Here is a 17,589-nt window from a genome sequence, read left to right as displayed (position 1 = left end):
CGCATCCGCGCCTGACGGTAAGCTGGGGGCGTCTCTTTCCTCCACCGATCGGAGCCGCTCCCGATGCCCAAGATCGTCGTCATCGTCATGCCAAAGCAGGAACTCCTCGACCCGCAGGGCAAGGCCGTCGCCGGTGCCCTCTCGCGCCTCGGCAAGGACCACCTGCACGACGTGCGCGTGGGCAAGCGCTTCGAGATCACCACTGACCGCGAGGTCACGGCAGAGCTCATGGAGGAGATCTCGCAGGTCGCCGACGAGCTGCTCGCCAACGGGGTCATCGAGGACGTCATCTCGATCGACGTGCTGCCAGACGGCACCGAGTCGGCGGAAGACGCCGACGAGATCGACGACGTCGCCGGAGCCGACACCGAGGCGTCCCTCGCATCGGTCATCGCGGCCGAGGTCCAGTCGAAGGGCTCCGCTTCATGAGCCCCCGCGTCGGCGTCATCACGTTCCCGGGCTCGCTCGACGACCGCGACGCGCAGCGCGCCGTGCGTCTCGCGGGCGGCGAAGCCGTCGCCCTGTGGCACGGCGAGCACGACCTGCACGGCGTCGACGCCATCATCCTCCCCGGCGGCTTCAGCTACGGCGACTACCTTCGCGCAGGCGCGATCGCAAGCCACTCGCCGATCATGGCCGAGGTCATCACGGCCGCCAACGCCGGCCTCCCCGTGCTCGGCATCTGCAACGGCTTCCAGATGCTGACCGAGGCGCACCTGCTGCCCGGCGGGCTCATCCGCAACGACCACGGCAAGTTCGTCTGCCGCGACCAGGTGCTGCGCGTCGAGAACAACGACACCGTGTGGACCAACGCGTACGAGAAGAACGCCGAGATCACCATCCCGCTGAAGAACGGCGAGGGCGGATTCATCGCCGACGACGAGACGCTCGCTCGCATCGAGGGCGAGGGCCAGGTCGCGTTCCGCTACGTCGACGTCAACCCGAACGGCTCACGCAACAACATCGCGGGCCTCACGAACGAGCGCGGCAACGTCGTCGGCCTCATGCCGCACCCCGAGCACGCGGTCGAGCTCGGCTTCGGGCCGGACACGGCGACCCACATGGCCTCCGGCCTCGACGGCCTCCCGATCTTCCGCAGCGCCGTCGAGGCGCTGCTCGCCCGCGTCTAGACGGTGTCAGAAGCGAGCACGACGGCCGGGCGCACGGCGCAGGCCACGGCGACCGGATCGACGACCCCCTCCGACGGCCGGCGCCTCACGCCGCGAGTCCTGCTGCGGGCCGTGTCGATCGGCGAGGCCATCACGTGGGCCCTGCTGCTCACCGGCATGTTCCTCAAGTACGTCACGCAGACCACCGACCTGCTCGTGTCGGTCGGCGGATCCCTGCACGGCGCCATGTTCATGGTCTACCTGGTCGTGACGGCGTTCGTCGGCGTCAACCAGCGCTGGCCGTGGTGGATGTTCGGGCTCGGCTGGTTCGCGGCCATCCCGCCGTTCGCGACGCTCGTCTACGACTGGTGGGCTGAGCGCCGCGGCGCCCTCGAGGGCGGCTGGCGAGACGCACCATCGAAGGGCTTCTCGCCGCAGCGCATCGTGCGCTGGTTCGTGGACCGGCCGATCACCATGGGCGCGGCCGTCATCGTGCTCGCCGTCGTCATCCTGACCGGCTCCCTCAGCGGCGCCCTCGTGGGACCCACCGGCGCCCACTGAGCACCTGCGCGACCACGAAGAGGGCGGATGCACCTGCATCCGCCCTCTTCGTGCATCTCGGGTCAGCGACCCGACGGCCTAACGGCCGAAGAAGATCTTCGCCTGGTCCCAGCGGTCCTGGGGGACGGTCTTGAGACCGTCGAGGGCCTCCTCGAAGGCGACCGTCTGCATCTCGGTGCCGCGCAGCGCGACCATGTTGCCCCACTGCTTGCCGTTGACCATGTCGACGGCGTACTGGCCGAAACGGGTCGCGAGCACGCGGTCGAACCCGGTCGGCGCGCCACCCCGCTGGATGTGGCCGAGCGTCGTGTTGCGCGTCTCGATGCCCGTGAGCTTCTCGAGCTCAGCGGTCACGTAGTCGCCGACTCCGCCGAGCAGCGGCCGGCCGGAGACCTCGGTGCCCTGCGAGAGCACCTCGTCCATGCCCTCTGGGATGAAGCCCTCCGCGACCACCACGAGCGGCGAGCGTCCCCGCTGGTGCACCTCGGAGACCCACTCGGCGACCTGCGTCATCGGCACCTTCTGCTCCGGGATGAGCACGGCGTGAGCGCCGGCTGCCATGCCGGAGTGCAGCGCGATCCAGCCGACGTTGCGGCCCATGACCTCGGCCACCATGACGCGGTGGTGCGACTCACCGGTCGTGCGGAGACGGTCCATGGCGTCGGTCGCGATCTGCACAGCCGTGTCGAAGCCGAACGTGTAGTCCGTGGCCTGCAGGTCGTTGTCGATGGTCTTCGGCACGCCGACGACAGGGATGCCCGCGTCGGCGAGACGCTTCGCGCCTGCCAGCGTGCCCTCTCCGCCGATCGCGATGAGCGCATCCACCGAGTGGCGCTCCATCATGACGGCGATGTTCTCGGGACCCCCGTTGGGGCCGTCGAACGGGTTCGTGCGCGAGGTGCCGAGGATCGTGCCACCCTGCTTCGCGAGGCCACGCACCTTCGTGCGAGGAAGATCCATGACGTCACCCTCGATGACCCCACGCCAGCCGTCTCGGAAGCCCACGAACTCGTTGTCATAGGTCTTGATGCCGTGGAGCACGCTGCCACGAATGACAGCGTTGAGTCCTGGGCAGTCGCCGCCGCTGGTCAGCAGTCCGATCTTCATGCGTTGGTTCTCCTCTGGGTGTGGCAATACACGCAAACAGCCATCACGGTCGAGAAGCCCACCCACTGCGGAACGGATTCAGTGCAGAAGCGGATTCCTGCGTTGGAAGACGGCTCGACAGCGACAGTACCGGGTCGCGGTGTCTCGCGCGATGTTCGGACGAGCGACGAGGCCCGCGCCCCACTACGCGGGCGTCTTGCTCACCATGCGCAGCGCGAGGAAGATCGCGCCGACCATGAGCACAGCGCCGACCGCCGACGTGACCGTGCTGCCCGCGTCGAAGGCATGGAAGGCCGAGTCGAGGAGGGTCTGCGCCTGCGACGCCATGCCACCGGCTTCGAGCTCGCCCGAGACGTTCACGGCACCGGCGAGGGTCTCACGCGCCGCATCCGCCTGCTCCGCGGTCACGCCTTCCGGGACGACCATCCCGGAACGGTAGCTTGCCGTCAGGACGCCACCGAGAACGCTGGTGCCGAGCACCGCGCCCACCTCGTACGCCGTCTCCGAGACAGCAGACGCCGCGCCAGCCTTCGCGGGAGGGACGCTCGCGATGATGACGTCGTTCGAGAGCGTCTCAGCGATCGCGATTCCCGCCGCGAGCAGCGTGAACGCGGCCACGAGCATCCACAGCGGAGCCGAGCCGCCCGTGATCGCCAGCGACAGGTAGGCGAGAAACGCGAGGCTGAGGCCGAACGCCATCGCGATATGCACCTTCACGCGGCGCACGACGCGCACGATGAGGAGGCCGGCGACGATCATCATGACCGTTCCGGGGAGCAGCATGAGGCCAGCCTGCAGCGGCGTGAGTCCGAGGATGAGCTGCAGGTGCTGCGAGAGGAAGAAGAGCAGACCCACCAGCGCGACGACGCTCACGAGGTTCACGAGCACCGAGCCGGTGAAGGCGGGCACCGCGAACAGGCGCATGTCGAGGATCGGGTTCTCCTGCTTCAGGAGTCGACGCACGAACAGCCACCCCGACAGGAGTCCGAGCAGGAGCGAGCCCACCGAGATGAGGTCGAGACCGTCGGTCGCCGTGTGCTTGATGGCGAAGACGACGGGCGCGAGCGCAGCCATGGAGAGCAGGATCGCTGGCACGTCGATGGGGCCAGGGTTCGGGTCGCGCGACTCGGTGACGAGCAGCGGCGCGAAGATGAGGAGCGGCAGCAGGAACGGCACTGCGATGAGGAAGACGGAGCCCCAGTGGAAGTGCTCGAGGAGCACACCGCCGACGATCGGCCCGATGGCGGTGCCCGCGGAGAAGCCCGTCGCCCAGATGGCGATGGCGAGGCGGCGCTGGGCGCGGTCGTGGAACATGCCGCGGAGCAGCGAGAGCGTGCACGGCATGATCATGGCGCCGAAGACACCGAGCAGCAGGCGCGAGAGAAGCAGCATCTCGGCAGAGACGGAGAAGGCCGCGAGCACGGAGACGAGCGCGAAGCCCGTCGAGCCGATGAGCAGTAGCTTGCGGCGGCCGATGCGGTCGCCGAAGGAGCCCATCGTGACGAGGAGGCCCGCCAGCACAAGCGGGTAGATGTCGATGATCCAGAGCTGCATCGCGGCGCTCGGCTGGAGGTCGAGCGCGATGTAGGGAAGGGCGAAGCTCAGGACCGTGTTGTCGATCGACACGAGGAGGACGGGGAGCATCAGCACCGCGAGGCCGAGCCATTCCTTCCGGCCTGCGCGCTGTTCGATCAGTGTGGTCATGGAAGAGGACTATACCGACCAGCCGGTACAGTTGGCAACTGTAGGATATCGGCCATGACCTCCGCCAGAGAGAAGATCCTCGACGCCTACGAGGAGTCCCTGACCACCGTGGGCGTCGCCGCGACCACCCTCGACGCCGTCGCCCGCATCGCGGGCGTCTCCAAGGGCGGGCTCATCTACCACTTCCCCTCGAAGGAGGCACTGGCGGATGCGCTCATCGAGCGCTTCACCGGCATGGCACGGACAAGCGCGGACCAGCTGCAAGGCGACGCGGCTACGACCGTCCGCCACTTCATCGAGATGAGCAGCTCCGTGGGCGACGAGCTCGACACCGCCTGGCTCGCCGTCATGAACCTCTCCCGCAACGGGAACCAGAGCGCCACCCGCGCCGTGCTCGAACTCGAGCGCTCGTGGCACGACGCGATCCTCGAGTCGACCGGCAGCCCACTCGTCGCCCACATGACCAAGCTCCTCGGCGACGGCCTCTACCATTCGACGTCGTTCGTGAGCGAGTCACGCGAGAGCCTCCCCGAGGCCGCGAAGCTCCTTCCGAGCGACGGGGAGCGCGAGGCAATCATCCGCACGCTCCTCGATCTCCTCGACGAGTAGCCCCGCGCTGCGGCAGCCGTCCCGCCGCCACCCGAGCCAACCCCGGCCAACCCCGGGCCACCTCTGACCAACATCAGTGCAGAAGTCGCGCGAACGACGGCCTTACGGGCAGAATGCCGCCATATCGCACTGATGTTGGACAGGGCCGGGCTCAATCGGCAGCCGCGGCGGGCCAACGGCGCCGCGGTCAGCGCGACGGCGGACAGCTGGACGCGCGCGGGATGAGCGTCGGCATCGCGCGCCGGATGACGGGTCCGGCGCCGGGAGCCAGCAGCAGCTCGAGCGCGGTCGTGGCGATCTGGTCGAACGACGTGCGCACCGAGGTGAGCGGCACGGGCAGCGCCTCGGCGAGGGGGACGTCGTTGTAGCCCACAAGCGCGAGGTCGGTGCCGATTCGCAGGCCGTGGCGGTGCGAGGCGGCCATGACGCCGAGGGCGAGGTTGTCGTTCGCGGCGAAGATCGCGGTCGGCGGGGTGTCGGCCCCGTCGAGGATGCGCTCGGCCGCGGCGGCGCCGTGTTCGATGCGGAACCCGTCGCCGGCGATGCGGTGCGGCGGGATCTCGATGCCGGCCTCGCGCGCAGCACGCAGCGCCCCGGCGAGGCGGTCTCGTGCGCTGGAGGTGAAGTCGGGGCCGGTGACGAGCGCGATATCGCGGTGTCCGAGGTCGATGAGGTGACGCACGGCGAGGTAGCCGCCGACTTCGTCGTCGCCGAGTGAGGACGGGCTCACGCCGTCGGTGCGCAGGACGAGCGCGAGCGGGATGCCGGATTCCTGCAGCGACTGCGGGAAGGAGTCGACGCGTCGAGACGAGGCGATGATGAGCGCATCCACGTTGCGGTCAAGCAGCACCTGTGCGGCGCGCTGCTCGCCTTCGGCGTCGTCGCCGGTGGTCGCCACGACGGCGACGTAGCCGCGTGCGGCCGCCGCGCGCTCGATCGCCTCGTACATGAGCGCCATGACCGTGTCGCTGAGGCGCGGGACGAGCACTCCGATCGTGCTCGTCGAACCGCGGCGGAGCTGGGACGCGAAGACGTTGCGCCGGTAGCCGAGCTCGCTGGCGATCTCGCGGACGCGCACGGCGGTCGCCGACTGCGAATGCGCGGTGCGCTCGTCGAGGATGCGGCTGACCGTCGAGATGCTGACGCCGGCTTCGGCGGCGACTTCCTTGAGGGTCACGACTCGGCGCTCGCCCGCTCCGGGGGCAACAGCACTGTCGTTTCGCCTCATGCGGAGGAGTGTATCCCGGTCGCTGACGCTCCTCCGGCAGGAATCCCAGGATTCGGGGGTTGACACCGGGAACGTTTGCATCAAGAATTGCAATCGTTCCCGCAAACGTTTGCACTTTGGTAGAAGCAGAAGCAACGCCAGCTCGCAGCGGCCGGGACCACCACCTCAACGATGAGCAAAGGAAGACAAGATGTCGATCGATCTCCGCGGCCTCTCCCCCGCCCCCGTCACCCCCTTCACCGAGGACGGCGCCGTCGACTACGACGCCATCCAGCGCCTCGGGTCCTGGCTCGGCTCCGTCGACGGCGTCAAGAGCCTCGTCGTCCTCGGCCACGCCGGCGAGGGCACGTTCCTCACGCAGACCGAGCAGGCGAAGGTCATCACGGCCTTCCGCGAGTCGGTCGACTCCCGCGTCCCGATCGTCGCCGGCATCACCCAGGAGGGCAACGCCGTCGCCGCCGAGGAAGCCAAGCGGGCAGTGGATGCCGGCGCATCCGCTGGCCTCGTGTACCCGTCCCACGGGTGGCTGCGCTTCGGCTACCAGGACGGCGCGCCCCAGACGCGGTACCGGGACATCTACGAGGAGAGCGGACTGCCGCTGATCCTCTTCCAGTACCCCGACAACACGAAGGCCAGCTACAACCTCGACACGCAGCTCGAGATCGCCGGCCAGGAAGGTGTCTTCGCGACGAAGAACGGCGTGCGAAACATGCGCCGCTGGTACACCGAGATCCCCGCACTCCGCGCCGCCTACCCCGAGCTGCAGATCCTCTCCTGCCACGACGAGTACCTGCTGCCCACGATGTTCGATGTCGACGGCCTGCTCGTCGGCTACGGAAACATCGCCCCCGAGGCGCTCGTCGAGCTCATCGAGGCCGGCAAGGCGCACGACTACGACCGGGCGCACGAGATCCACGAGCGCCTCCTGCCCGTCACGAAGAACGTGTACCACCGGGGCTCCCACATGGAGGGCACAGTCGCCCTCAAGTGGGGCCTCGTGCACCGCGGCATCCTCGACCACGCCACCGTCCGCACCCCGCTCCTGCCACTCGCGGACGGCGCGGACCGCGAGATCGCGGAAGCGTTCGCCCTCGCAGGGCTCGACCGCGTGACGGTCGCCTCCTAGCAGAGAGGGGCGGCGACAACAGCGTCGCTGCCCCATACGCTTGACGTCGACTGCTCGACGATCGACGACACACGCCGCCACGCACACCACGGAAGCGGCACCGGTCCCGCCGGTTCCCCCAACCTGCGCGACCCCCAAGTCAAAGACGACTTCGCGGCCGGATGCCCCGCATCCGACCAGCCGCACTCCACGAAGGAGACCCCCATGGGCGACACCCGCCTCCACTCGACGCCGGGCACCGGCCACGCACGCATCTCGACCGAAGCAGTCCGCACGATCGTCGAATCCCGCCGCACTCGCCGCCGCTTCTGGCAGCAGCTGGCCCTCATCGGACCCGCCTTCGTCGCGGGCGCCTGGCAGTTCGGGCCTGGCAACCTCACCACCGCCGTCCAGGCGGGAAGCTCCTACCAGTACACGCTCATCTGGGTCATCGCCGTCTCGACGGTCCTCATGATCTTCCTCACCGACATGAGCGTGCGCCTCGGCATCAAGTCGCCGGTATCCCTCATCGCCTCCATCAAGGACCACCTGGGCAAGCCGCTCGGGATCGTCGCCGGCGTCGGCGTCTTCCTCATCACGCTCTGCTTCTCCGTCGGCAACGCGGTCGGCTCCGGCCTCGGACTGTCGATGCTCGTCGAGGGCTCGTCGCCCGTCATGTGGACCGCCATCTGCACCCTCGGCGTCGCGGCCGTCCTGTTCATCCGCAGCATCTACAACGTCATCGAGAAGGTGCTCATCGGCATCGTCGCCCTCATGGCGATCTGCTTCGTCGTGAGCGCGTTCGTCGTGAACCCCGACTGGGCGGAGGCGGGCCGCGGGCTCATCCCGACCGCACCAGAAGGCTCCTGGCTGCTCATCGTCGCGCTCGTCGGCACGAACTTCTCCATCAACGCCGCCTTCTACACCTCGTACGGCACGAAGGAGCGCGGCCGCACCGAGGAGGACTACCGCGACGTCACGCTCGTCGACACGATCCCCGGCATCATCGCCCCAGGCATCATGACGGGCCTTGTCATCGTCGTCGCGGCGGGCGCCCTCGGCAAGACCGCGGAGACCGCGACCTCGATCACCGGTCTGGCGGCCATCTTCGAACCGCTCGCGGGGCCCGTCGGCGGCTTCATCTTCGCCCTCGGTTTCGCGGGAGCAGCGTTCTCATCGATGATCCCCAACGCGATCGCCGGCGGCACGATGCTGTCCGACGCGTTCGGCAGGGGCGCATCCGCGAACACCATCACGGCCCGCGTCACCAGCGGCTTCATCCTCGCCTTCGGCCTGGCGGTGACGCTCATCTTCCAGACCTCGCCCGTCGAGCTCATCGTGCTCGCCCAGGCCCTCACCATCCTGGTCGCGCCCATCCTGGCCGCGCTCATCATCATCATGGCGAACCGCCGCTCCCTCATGGGCGAGATGCGCAACAAGTGGTGGCAGAACGCGCTCGGCGTCCTCGGCCTCGCCGCGGTACTCGCGCTCTCCGTGCGGCTGCTCATGAGCTTCATCGCCGGGTAGGCGTCGCAGGCGAAGCGCCTCGGCGGCTTGGGCCGACGATCAGGGCCCGTGCTCAGCTTTCTGCTGGGCGCGGGCCCTGACCGATTTCCGTGATGAAGCGGGCCCGGATGCGTCCCCGGTGGCCGGTGGGGCGCATCCATCACGGAAGTTGGACAGCGCCAGCCTGTCCGACTGCCTCCTAGGATGACGGCATGGTGAGCTTTGCCGACAAACCCATCCACGACTTCACGGTCGAGCAGTGGGAGGCGTTCCTCGCGGCAGGGCCAGACGACGGCGGCGTGCGGCTGAAGCTGCGCAAGAAGCTCTCGAAGGCGCCGGGCATCACCTGGCAGGAGGCACTCGAGGTGGCGCTCTGCTACGGGTGGATCGACGGCCAGTCGGCGCGGTTCGACGACGACTACATGCTGCAGGCCTTCACGCCACGGCGGAAGAACAGCCCCTGGTCGCAGATCAACGTCGGGCACGTGGCCCGCCTCATCGAGGAGGGGCGCATGCAGCCGGGCGGCCTCGCGGAGATCGAGCGGGCGAAGGCCGACGGCCGTTGGGACGCCGCCTACCGGGTCAAGGACGCGGTGGTTCCCGCCGACCTGCAGGCGGCACTCGACGCGAACCCAGCCGCGTTCGCCTTCTTCGAGGCCATGAAGAAGCAGGAGCGCTTCCAGGTCATCTTCCGCATCACCGGCATCAAGACGCCAGCCATCCGCGCCGCGCGCATCCGGGACGTCGTCGAGAAGGCCGCCCGCGGGGAGCATCACTACAAGTAGGCGCCCGCGCCGAGGGCGAGTCCCGGCATAGCCCAACGCAGACATGCGAGAGATGCAGGCTCCCGGAGTCAGGAGCATGCATCTCTCGCATGTTTGCGGCCGGCTGCGCGCCGGCGGATGAAGCGGCTAGCGCAGCACGCGCTTCGAGATGAAGTCGCGCAGGAGCTGCTCGTCGTCGTCGAGCTCGACGACCCGTTGGGGGGCGTCGAGGAGAGCCTGCGTCTCCGCATCCGCGTCGACGGGCGAGCCGAGCGCCTCGGAGATCGTGTCCGCGAACTTCTGCGGCTTCGCGGTCTCGAGCACGAGCATGGGGACGCCGTCCTCGAGGTGCTCACGCGCGACCTTCACGCCGTCGGCCGTGTGCGGGTCGATGGTGACACCGGATGCGTCGTGCACGCTGCGGATCGTCGCGAGGCGGTCGGCGTGGGTGCTGGTTCCGCTGACGATGCCGAAGAGCGGCTCGAACGTGTGCTGCGCCACCGACAGGTCGATCTCGCCCGTCTCGGCGAGCTCGCTCCACGCGGCAGCGGTGCGTCCGCCGTCGCGACCGAGGAGCTCGAACACGAAGCGCTCGAGGTTCGACGCGCGCGACACATCCATCGACGGGCTCGACGTGGCGAGCGTGTTCTCCGCGTTGCGCGGGCGGTAGAAGCCCGTGCGGAAGAACTCGTCGAGCACGTTGTTCTCGTTGACGGCGAGCACGAGCTTGCGAACGGGCAGGCCCATGAGCTTCGCGTACAGGCCGGAGAGAATGTTGCCGAAGTTGCCGGACGGCACCGCGAACGACACCTCGAAGCCCTCGCGAGCATCCGCCGACAGCTCGTCGGTGGCGCGCAGCCACGCCCACACGTAGTAGGCGATCTGCGCTGAGATGCGGCCGAAGTTGATGGAGTTGACGGCGCCGATGTTGTTGCCGCGCTTGAAGTCGATGTCCTCCGCGAGGCGCTTCACGAGGTTCTGGCAGTCGTCGAAGACGCCCTTGACGGCGATGTTGTGCACGTTCTCGTCCTGCAGCGAGTACATCTGCGCGCGCTGGAACGCGCTCATGCGGCCCTGCGGGGACAGCATGAAGACGGAGACGCGCTCGCGTCCGCGCAGCGCGTGCTCAGCGGCCGAGCCGGTGTCGCCCGAGGTCGCGCCGAGCACGTTGAGCACGCGGTCGCGTTTTGCGAGCACGTAGTCGAGCGTCTGGCCCAGGTACTGCATGGCCATGTCCTTGAACGCGAGGGTCGGGCCCTCGGACAGGCCCACGAGCGTGAGCTGCGCATCCAGCTTCTGCAGCGGCACGACGTCCTCAGAGGCGAAGCGGCCCTCGCCGTAGGCGTGCGCCGTCAGCTGCTCGAGGTCTTCGCGCGGGATGTCGGTCGCGAACAGCGCGAGCACCTCGGTCGCGAGGCCCGCGTAGTCGAGCGGCCGCCACCGCTCGAGGTCGTCGTTCGTGAACTGCGGCAGCAGCTCCGGGACGGCGAGTCCGCCGTTCGGGGCGAGGCCCTCGAGAAGAACGTCGGAGTATGCGCCGAGCGTGCCGCCGCGTGTTGAGATGAATTGCAAGATCTGGCGCCTCAGTCGTCTGTCGTGCCGGGAGTGTGCGTCCCCATCGTATCGGGGCGGGTCAGTCGCGCGGGGTGCCCTTGACTTCCGGCGTACGCCGGCCCGCCTGCACCTCCACTGCTCGCGTCTCGTCGACGAGGTCCGCACGGCGCTTGCCGGCCGCGCCCACCGCGAACTGGTACGCGACGAGCAGCAGCGCCAGCCACACGGCACCGACCAGGAGTGCGACGCGCGTGTTCTCGAACCAGCCGAGCACGCCGAGCACGAACACGAGGAACCCGAGCGTCGCCCACGACGCGTACGGCCACAGCGGCACGGGGAACTCGGATGCGCTGCGTCCGCCGCGCGCGATGTCCCGCTTCATCGCGATGTGCGAGCAGACGATCATGATCCACACCCACACCGTCGCGAACGTCGCGATGGACGCGATCACGAGGAACACGTCCTCGGGGATCACCGCATTCATCCACGCGCCGACCGCGAGCGCCGCGACCATGAGCGCGACCGTCGCCCACGGCACTCCGTTCTTCGAGACGCGCAGAAACACGCGCGGCGCCTGCCCCTGCTCGGCGAGGCCGTAGATCATGCGGCCGGCCCCGAACACGTCCGAGTTGATGGCCGAGAGTGCCGCCGTGATGACCACGAAGTTCAGGATGTGCGGGGCCGCTGGAATGCCGAGGCCGTCGAAGATCGAGACGAACGGGCTCGCGTCTCCCGTGATCGTGTTCCACGGCGCGAGCATCACGATGACCGCGAGCGCGCCGACGTAGAAGAGGAGGATGCGCAGCGGCACGCTGTTGATGGCCTTCGGGATGACGCGCTTCGGGTCCTGCGCCTCGCCCGCCGTGATGCCGATGATCTCGATGCCGCCGAACGCGAAGACCACGATCGCGAAGGAGGCGATGAGGCCCTCCACGCCCATCGGGAAGAACCCGCCCGTCGCCGGGTTGAAGAGCGCGCCGATGCCGGAGGCGTCCGGTGATTGATTGCTGAAGCCGAAGATGATGATCGCGATGCCGCCTGCGATCATCGCGATGATCGCCGTGACCTTCACGAGGGCGAGCCAGAACTCGAGCTCCCCGAACGCGTGCACGCCCAGCAGGTTGATGGCGGCGATGAAGAGGATGACGGCCACGATCCAGACCCAGCGGGCCACGTCCGGGTACCAGAAGCCCATGTAGACGCCGAAGGCGGTGACGTCGGCGATCGCGACGACGATCATCTCGAACGCGTACGTCCAGCCCGTGATGAAGCCCCAGCGCGCGCCGAGGTAGCGGTTCGCGAACTGCCCGAACGACCCCGTCACCGGGTGCCGTACCGTCATCTCGCCGAGCGCCCGCATCACCATGAAGACGGCGGCGCCCGCGATCATGTAGGCGAGCAGCACGGCGGGGCCGGCTGCCTGGATCGCGGCCGACGAGCCGTAGAAGAGGCCCGTTCCGATCGCCGAGCCGAGCGCCATGAAGCGGATGTGCCGGGCCGTGAGCGCCCGCGCGAGGGGCCGCTTCTGCGTCGCCCCGGTGTCGATGCCGGTGTTCTCGACGGTGTTCATGCGCAGCTCGTGTCTCTCGTGGTTCCGGTGGCGCATCCACCGACCGTCTCCTGCGCCGGCGCGCCACCTGCGCGATCGTAGCGCCTCAGCCGCGCACCGAGCGCGTCGAGCTTCGATCCTTGTGGAGAAGTTCCCGCGAGTACGCCGAACCTGGCGTTCGCACACGGCTGCTTGCCCTAGGTTGGCGTCAAGCATCTGCCCCCGCCTGCGCGGGACGTCGAGGAGGACACCATGCCAGACACACTTCCGCTTCCCGAATCGCCCCGTCAAGGCGTCGAGCGCTTCGAGCTGGCCGCCGTCCCCCTCGCGGTCGCGCGCTACGACAACGTCAGCATGGGCGACCTGCGCACGCTCTTCGACACGACGTTCCAGGCGATGGGGGCCGCGATCGGCGCCGACAAGGTGCATCCTGCGGGACCCGCGCTGGCGGTCTACCACGGCGACCCATCGCAGACCTTCGACGTGGAGATCGGCTTCCCCGTCTCGGAGTCGGTGCGGGAGAAGGTCATCGTCGGCGACACCGCCATCCAGAATTCGTGGTTGCCGGCCGGTCCGGCGGCCGGCGCCACGCACCTCGGTTCGTTCGATGGCCTCGGCGCATCGTGGGGTCGCCTCATGCAGGACGTGCAGGACTCGGGCGACGCCCCCGGATCGATGGTCGAGATCTACGTCACCGAGCCGAACCCCGACATGAACCCCGACGACCTGCGCACTGACCTCATCGTGTCGCTCGCCCCGCGCGAGTAGAGGCGCGAGCAGGGGGAGATGGGATGCTCTACGCGCGCATAGTTGAAGGAAAGGTGCGAACGACCTTCGCGGAGATCAACGCCGGCAACTACATGGCGATGGTCGACAGCCTTGGGACGCCGTTCGTCTACAAGTTCCACGGTGACCATGCGCTCGGCGGAAGCCGGACCACGCGACAGGCGATGGTGCGGTGGTGGCAACGTGTTGGCGACCTGCTGCCCGGTGCGCAGTTCACGATTCTCGAGGTGATGGTGCGTGGCGGCCCTTGGCACACACGTGTTGCCGTGCGCTCAACCGTCCGAGGCCCGCTGCCCGATGGGGCTGAGTACCGGAACACAGTCGTTCAGTTCATGACGTTGCGCTGGGGGAAGGTTGTCGACGTTGAAACCCTCGAAGACCTCCAGCACCTTGCTCAGGCTCTCGCGGCGGTCGCTGCAACCGGGAATTCTGAGGCCACTGCAACGGCGATCACCGACTGACGCACTCGGCCGGCACCACCCAGGCGCGCAGACCTGGGGGGTGCGCATCCGGTTCCTTGGGAGCGGTGCGTGAGCCCCAGGTCCGTGACGAAATGGCCCCAGCAGTTCGGGACAGACTAGACGCGGGTCGCGCCCTGCGACGGGAGCACCTCGAACGTCGCCGGCTCCGTGAAGCCCGCCGAGGCGAACGCCTCGTGGATGCTGCGCGAGATGGAGGCGAGGTCGCCGCGTTCCACGACCGCGATCGCCGCTCCCCCGAAGCCGCCGCCAGTCATGCGCGAGCCGATCGCTCCTGCAGCGACAGCCGTCGATACAGCGAGGTCGAGCTCCGGCACGGAGATCTCGAAATCGTCGCGCATCGATGCGTGCGACTCGGCGAGCAGCGGGCCGATGCTGCGCGGGCCGCTGCCGCGGAGCGCATCCACGACGGCGAGCACCCTCGCGTTCTCGGTCACGATGTGGCGCACGCGGCGGAACGTCTCCTCGTCCAGGACCTGCTCGGCGCCCGCCAGGTCCTCGATGGTCACGTCCCGCAGCGACGCGACGCCGAGGCCAGCGGCACCGCGCTCGCACGACGCGCGCCGGTCGGCGTAGCCGCCATTGGCGTGCGCGTGCTCGACGCGAGTGTCGATGACGAGCACCGCGAGTCCCTGCGCCTCGAACGCGAGCGGCACGATCGTCGACTCGAGCGAACGACAGTCGAGCAGCACCCCGGAGTCGCGCTGCCCGAGGAGCACCGCCGACTGGTCCATGATCCCGGTCGGGGCGCCGACAGCCTCGTTCTCGGCGAGGCGCCCGACGCGGGCGAGCGTGCGCCGGTCCAGCCCAAGACCCCACAGTTCGTCGATCGCGACGGCCACGGCACCCTCGAGCGCAGCGGATGAGGACAACCCGGCCCCGAGCGGCACGTCCGATTCGACGTGCAGGTCGAGCCCCCGTACCTCGCTGAGATCGACGCCCAGCTGGCCTGCCGCCCAGATGACCCCAAGTGCATAGGCGGACCAGCCTGCGAGCGCATCCGGTGCGAGGTCGTCGATGCGGATCTCCTCGACGCCCTGGCGGAGCCCGCTCGAGACCCGCACGAGCCGGTCCTCGCGCAGCCTTGCGGCGACCACCGTGTGCCGGTTGATCGCGAACGGGAACACGAAGCCCTCGTTGTAGTCGGTGTGCTCGCCGATGAGGTTCACTCGTCCCGGCGACGACCAGAGGCCGTCTGGCGCGCCGGCGTGGATGCGCGCGAACGCATCCGTCGCCGCCGTCACCAGCTCTGGCCGGGTCACGCTGCGTCCACCTTCGCGAGCGCCGCGCGCAGGAGACCCGCCGTGGCTTCCGGCGGGACGTCGCCGATGAAGGCGCCCATCGCTGACTCGGAACCGGCGAGGAACTTGAGCTTGTCCTCCGCGCGGCGAGGCGAGGTGATCTGCAGCATGAGCCTGATGTCATCCCGATGCACGTTGACGGGCGCCTGGTGCCAGGCGGCGATGTAGGGGGTCGGGGTGTCGTAGATCGCGTCGAGGGCGCGCAGCACGCGGCGGTACTCGCGGGCGATCTCGTCGCGCTCCTCCGGCGTCGTCTCGGCGAGGTCGGCGACGTGGCGGTGCGGGAGCATGTGCACCTCGAGCGGCCACCGCGCGGCGAACGGCACGAAGAACGTGACGTGCTCACCGCGGATGAGCACCCGTTCGGAGGCCTGCTCGAAGTCGATGATGTCCTGGAACAGCGTGGGCCCGTACTTCTCGACGGAGCGGATGAGCGCAGCGGTGCGCGGCGTGACGTAGGGGTACGAGTAGATCTGGCCGTGCGGGTGGTGGAGCGTGACGCCGATGTCCTTGCCGCGGTTCTCGAACGGGAAGACCTGCTGCACGCCGGGCAGCTGCGAGAGCGCGGAGGTGCGGTCGGCCCAGGCTTCGACGACCGTGCGAGCGCGCGAGAGGGAGAGCGACGCGAACGACCCCTCCGATTCCGGGCTGAAGCAGACGACCTCGCACCGGCCGATCGACGGCTTCGTGCGGCCGAGGCCGAGGGATGCGAGCTCCTCGAGCTCGCCCTCAGGGCTGAAACCGTCACCGGCGAGCGTCGGGCCGAAGGAGGGCGACTTGTTCTCGAAGACGGCCACGTCGTAGGTGCTCGGCACCTCGGTGAGGTTCGCGGGGGTGGACGGCGCGAGCGGGTCGAGGTGCTTGGGCGGCAGCATGACGCGGTTCTGCCGTGCGGCGGCGATGGAGATCCACTCACCGGTGAGCGGGTCCTGGCGCATCTCGGCGACCGGAGGGCGGTCGGCGGGGATGCGGCTGTCGAGCGCGCGCTCGGGGTCGAGCGTCGTGTCGGCGTCGTCGAAGTAGATGAGCTCGCGACCGTCGGAGAGCAGCGTCTGGCGCTTGACGATGTTGTTCGTGAGGAGATGCACGCTCCGATTACGCCACTTTCGATTTCGAAAGTCAAGTACCATATTGCTTGCGAAGGCGTAAGCTATAGATCGTGGTGAACAACGACTCGACCCCAGACCGCCCCGCGGAGGCGCGCAGAGCCGACGTGGTCGCGCTCGTCAAACGTACCGGTTTCGCCAGGGTCGCGGATCTGAGCCGCGAGCTCGGCGTCTCGGAGGTGACGGTTCGCTCGGACCTCACCGCGCTCGAGCGCGAAGGGCTCCTCGGTCGCGTGCACGGCGGTGCGATCTACGGTCACGGGCCAGCAGGCCTCGAGACCTCCTTCGAGACCGCGCAGCAGAGTGCCGCCGACGAGAAGCGCCGCATCGGCGTCGCCGCCGCGGCGCTCGTCACGAGCGGCTCCAGCGTGCTCCTCGATGTCGGGACGACGACCACGGCCGTCGCCGAGGCCCTGCTCGCGCGGGACGACCTCGACGACGTCGTCATCATCACGAACGGCCTCTCGATCGCGCTCGCCCTCGAGTCGGCCATCCCGCGCTTCACGGTCGTCGTGACTGGCGGCACCCTCCGCCCGCTGCAGCACTCGCTCGTCGCGCCGTACGCATCCGCGATGCTCGAGCGCATCCACACCGACCTAGCCATCATCGGCTGCACGGGCGTGCAGGTCGGCGCGGGCGTCACCAACGTGAACCTGCCGGAGTCGGAGCTCAAGCGCGCCATGCTCCATGCAGCTGACCGCTCGGTCGTCGTCGCCGACGCCAGCAAGCTCGGTCGCGCCCATGTCGGCGTCATCGGCGGCCTCAGCGAGTTCGAGAGCCTCATCACGGGCACCGAGGCAGACGCGCGCGAAGTCGAGGCACTGCGCGCTGCCGGCTGCGACGTGCGGCTGGTCTAGCTGCCCCGCGCCGGGCCGGTCGGCACCGCACCGCGAGCGCATCAACTCCGATGGCGCCCGGGACTGTCCAACATCAGTGCGATATTTGCCGTTTCAGACCCCCAGGCGCCAGATACGGCAGAAATCGCACTGATCTTGGTCAGAGCGGTGACGCCCGAACAGACCTCGCGAGCGCACGTGGCCAGCGCCGGACAGACCCCGCCCCCGCGCCCATCCACACCCCTTCGCGCGGGCGCCCGCGGACGCCGTAGACTCGTCCGGTGC

Annotated in this window: 17 protein-coding genes; 10 read left to right on the top strand and 7 right to left on the bottom strand. The window is 68.8% G+C overall.

The annotated features are described in order from the left end of the window. Positions 1–63 precede the first annotated feature (63 nt). Genes purS through C5C17_RS01385 form a run of 3 tightly spaced genes read left to right on the top strand, consistent with a single transcriptional unit; the run spans position 64 to position 1,670 of the window. A complete protein-coding gene (gene purS, locus C5C17_RS01395; RefSeq protein WP_104251581.1) occupies positions 64–429 on the top strand; it encodes a phosphoribosylformylglycinamidine synthase subunit PurS in 366 nt (121 codons plus the stop codon). Then, positions 426–1,130 carry a phosphoribosylformylglycinamidine synthase subunit PurQ gene (purQ, locus tag C5C17_RS01390; RefSeq protein WP_068495145.1) on the top strand — a complete coding sequence of 235 codons (705 nt, stop codon included), beginning with the start codon at positions 426–428 and terminating at the stop codon, positions 1,128–1,130. Before purS ends, purQ begins: the two co-directional genes overlap by 4 nt. Positions 1,131–1,133: 3 nt before the next feature. Next, positions 1,134–1,670, top strand: coding sequence for a DUF3817 domain-containing protein (locus C5C17_RS01385; protein ID WP_104251580.1), 537 nt, complete (start codon positions 1,134–1,136; stop codon positions 1,668–1,670). Positions 1,671–1,748: 78 nt separating this feature from the next. Here the strand turns inward: C5C17_RS01385 and C5C17_RS01380 are convergent, their stop codons facing one another. Together C5C17_RS01380 and C5C17_RS01375 are read right to left on the bottom strand one after the other, a co-directional pair. Beyond that, entirely contained in the window at positions 1,749–2,777 is a 1,029-nt protein-coding gene (locus tag C5C17_RS01380; protein ID WP_104251579.1) for an ATP-dependent 6-phosphofructokinase, read from the bottom strand. Between the two features lie 183 nt (positions 2,778–2,960). Further along, positions 2,961–4,481, bottom strand: a complete 1,521-nt coding sequence (locus C5C17_RS01375) for an MFS transporter (protein WP_181028425.1) — start codon at positions 4,479–4,481, stop codon at positions 2,961–2,963. A gap of 54 nt (positions 4,482–4,535) precedes the next feature. Between C5C17_RS01375 and C5C17_RS01370 the strand changes: the two genes are divergently transcribed. Further along, positions 4,536–5,090 carry a TetR/AcrR family transcriptional regulator gene (locus tag C5C17_RS01370; protein ID WP_104251578.1) on the top strand — a complete coding sequence of 185 codons (555 nt, stop codon included), beginning with the start codon at positions 4,536–4,538 and terminating at the stop codon, positions 5,088–5,090. Between the two features lie 187 nt (positions 5,091–5,277). Here C5C17_RS01370 and C5C17_RS01365 read toward each other — a convergent pair whose 3' ends face one another. Continuing rightward, positions 5,278–6,318 (bottom strand): LacI family DNA-binding transcriptional regulator, encoded by a 1,041-nt coding sequence (locus C5C17_RS01365; RefSeq protein WP_104251577.1) that lies wholly within the window; start codon positions 6,316–6,318, stop codon positions 5,278–5,280. Between the two features lie 190 nt (positions 6,319–6,508). Here C5C17_RS01365 and C5C17_RS01360 point away from each other — a divergent pair, with 190 nt between their 5' ends. The 3 genes from C5C17_RS01360 to C5C17_RS01350 all read left to right on the top strand — a co-directional run bounded on the left by C5C17_RS01360 (position 6,509) and on the right by C5C17_RS01350 (position 9,714). Then, on the top strand, positions 6,509–7,444 hold the full coding sequence (locus tag C5C17_RS01360) for a dihydrodipicolinate synthase family protein (protein ID WP_104251576.1): 936 nt from the start codon (positions 6,509–6,511) through the stop codon (positions 7,442–7,444). A 204-nt stretch (positions 7,445–7,648) separates the two neighbouring features. Continuing rightward, a complete protein-coding gene (locus tag C5C17_RS01355) occupies positions 7,649–8,950 on the top strand; it encodes an Nramp family divalent metal transporter (RefSeq protein ID WP_104251575.1) in 1,302 nt (433 codons plus the stop codon). Between the two features lie 191 nt (positions 8,951–9,141). Further along, positions 9,142–9,714, top strand: coding sequence for a YdeI family protein (locus C5C17_RS01350; protein WP_104251574.1), 573 nt, complete (start codon positions 9,142–9,144; stop codon positions 9,712–9,714). Positions 9,715–9,840: 126 nt separating this feature from the next. On the opposite strand, the gene thrC is transcribed toward C5C17_RS01350, so the two are convergent. Then, a complete protein-coding gene (gene thrC, locus C5C17_RS01345) occupies positions 9,841–11,265 on the bottom strand; it encodes a threonine synthase (protein ID WP_104251573.1) in 1,425 nt (474 codons plus the stop codon). Between the two features lie 61 nt (positions 11,266–11,326). After that, complete coding sequence (locus C5C17_RS01340; protein WP_104251766.1) at positions 11,327–12,817, bottom strand: amino acid permease; 1,491 nt, start codon at positions 12,815–12,817, stop codon at positions 11,327–11,329. A gap of 231 nt (positions 12,818–13,048) precedes the next feature. On the opposite strand from C5C17_RS01340, the gene C5C17_RS01335 reads away from it, so the two are divergent. Together C5C17_RS01335 and C5C17_RS01330 are read left to right on the top strand one after the other, a co-directional pair. After that, on the top strand, positions 13,049–13,564 hold the full coding sequence (locus C5C17_RS01335) for a GyrI-like domain-containing protein (RefSeq protein ID WP_104251572.1): 516 nt from the start codon (positions 13,049–13,051) through the stop codon (positions 13,562–13,564). 23 nt (positions 13,565–13,587) lie between these two features. Beyond that, positions 13,588–14,043, top strand: a complete 456-nt coding sequence (locus tag C5C17_RS01330) for a nuclear transport factor 2 family protein (protein ID WP_104251571.1) — start codon at positions 13,588–13,590, stop codon at positions 14,041–14,043. Positions 14,044–14,159: 116 nt separating this feature from the next. Here the strand turns inward: C5C17_RS01330 and galK are convergent, their stop codons facing one another. Further along, positions 14,160–15,305 (bottom strand): galactokinase, encoded by a 1,146-nt coding sequence (gene galK, locus C5C17_RS01325; RefSeq protein WP_104251765.1) that lies wholly within the window; start codon positions 15,303–15,305, stop codon positions 14,160–14,162. A gap of 14 nt (positions 15,306–15,319) precedes the next feature. Beyond that, entirely contained in the window at positions 15,320–16,492 is a 1,173-nt protein-coding gene (gene galT / locus C5C17_RS01320; protein WP_104251570.1) for a galactose-1-phosphate uridylyltransferase, read from the bottom strand. Between the two features lie 29 nt (positions 16,493–16,521). Here galT and C5C17_RS01315 point away from each other — a divergent pair, with 29 nt between their 5' ends. Further along, on the top strand, positions 16,522–17,325 hold the full coding sequence (locus C5C17_RS01315; RefSeq protein WP_258065780.1) for a DeoR/GlpR family DNA-binding transcription regulator: 804 nt from the start codon (positions 16,522–16,524) through the stop codon (positions 17,323–17,325). The last annotated feature ends 264 nt before the right edge of the window (positions 17,326–17,589 follow it).

It is taken from the genome of Pseudoclavibacter sp. RFBA6 (assembly GCF_002931575.1).
GTDB lineage: Bacteria > Actinomycetota > Actinomycetes > Actinomycetales > Microbacteriaceae > Pseudoclavibacter > Pseudoclavibacter terrae.
This window is presented reverse-complemented; position numbering and strand designations above follow the sequence as displayed.